This is a genomic window from Bacillus sp. J33 (assembly GCF_000518885.1).
Lineage (GTDB): Bacteria > Bacillota > Bacilli > Bacillales > Cytobacillaceae > Cytobacillus.
On sequence record NZ_JAEL01000193.1, the window covers coordinates 1 to 1,715 of the forward strand.

A 1,715-nucleotide genomic window follows, 5' to 3' on the forward strand; every position below is an offset into this window, starting at 1 on the left:
GAGGGGGAGTCGTTAACTCAGGATAAGTTCGGAGGAAACCTGTTTACTGTCCGTTCGGTGACCGGTATAAAGGCGGCGTGAACTTAATATAGGCTTGAGTGTGGAACGTGGGAACCTACGACATGGGTGCTAAGGGAGAAATTCAAGTGGAAGCCCCACAAGAATCAGAGTACCAATACCATGTATAGGGGCGGAATAACTCGTAGTAGTTATGAAACTTCCTAACGGAAGTGGAGCGAAGGGGTTATGTTATTCAGTTTTATTGACAAGTCAACCATATTATTGGGAGGAACTTATGAATAAGACAAAGTCGTATACAATATCTAAAAAGATAGTTTATGATGCCTTTCTTAGAGTAAAAGCAAATAAAGGGTCAGCTGGAGTTGACGAAGAGTCAATAGAAGAATTCGAAGTGAACCTAAAAGATAATCTCTATAAACTATGGAATAGACTGTCCTCGGGAAGTTATTTTCCTCCACCAGTGAAAGCTGTTGATATAAAGAAGAAAGCTGGCGGTACAAGGACACTAGGAATTCCAACTGTGGCAGATAGAATTGCACAAATGGTTGTGAAAATGTATTTTGAACCTTCGGTAGAGCCTTTCTTTCACGAGGATTCTTATGGTTATAGACCTAACAAAAGTGCTATTCAAGCATTAGAGATAACTCGTAAAAGGTGTTGGAAATACAACTGGGTTCTAGAATTTGATATTAAAGGCTTATTCGACAACATTGATCATGAATTACTAATGAAAGCAGTGGAAAAGCACACAAATATTAAATGGGTAAAACTATATATTAAAAGATGGCTAAAGGCACCTTTTCAAACGAAAGAAGGTACTATATTAAAACGTACTTCTGGCACACCACAAGGTGGAGTCATAAGTCCCGTTCTTGCCAACTTATTTCTACATTACACATTTGATAAATGGATGACAATTAACCATCCTACCAATCCATTTGCTAGATATGCGGATGACGCAGTCATCCATTGTAAATCGGAAACTGAAGCAATGAGATTGCTTGAATCCTTAAATAAGAGGATGAATGAATGCAAACTTGAACTACATCCAATCAAAACACGAATTGTGTATTGCAAGGATGATGACAGGAAAGAAGATTATGAAAATATTTCGTTTGATTTTCTTGGATACACGTTCAGGCCTAGACGTTCGAAGAATAGATGGGGAAAGTATTTTATCAACTTCACACCTGCGATTAGTAATAAATCTAAGAAATCGATTAGGCAAAAAGTGAGAGGCTGGAAGCTACAACTGAAAGCAGAAAAGGACCTCACGGACCTCTCGAATATGTTTAACTCTAAGATAAAAGGTTGGATTAACTACTATGGCAAGTTCTATAAGTCTGAAATGTACTCAACATTAAGGCATATCAATAAAGCTTTAATCATGTGGGTACGGAAGAAATATAAAAAGTACGCTCGGCATAAGAAAAGAGCAGAATATTTTATAGGTAGAATTGCCAAGCAAAATCCCAGACTCTTTAAACACTGGGAATTAGGTATTAAACCTTCGGCTGAATAATGGGAGCCGGATGAGCTGAGAGGTTCACGTCCGGTTCTGTGAGAGACTACTGGGGAGGTTCCAGTGGTCTACTTGCCTTCTTCTATTTGCCAAGACAAAGAAAGAAATCGGCAAAGCAGCCAGCCTGACAAAGGTGAAGCTAGAAGAAATGGGATTGGAAATATCAGAAGGA

General features: G+C 38.7%; 1 protein-coding gene. It reads left to right on the plus strand.

Annotated features, from left to right (window positions below; all coding sequences use genetic code 11):
* Positions 1-295: 295 nt before the first annotated feature.
* A complete protein-coding gene (ltrA, locus tag L634_RS0128560; protein ID WP_026585313.1) occupies positions 296-1,543 on the plus strand; it encodes a group II intron reverse transcriptase/maturase in 1,248 nt (415 codons plus the stop codon).
* Positions 1,544-1,715: the final 172 nt, after the last annotated feature.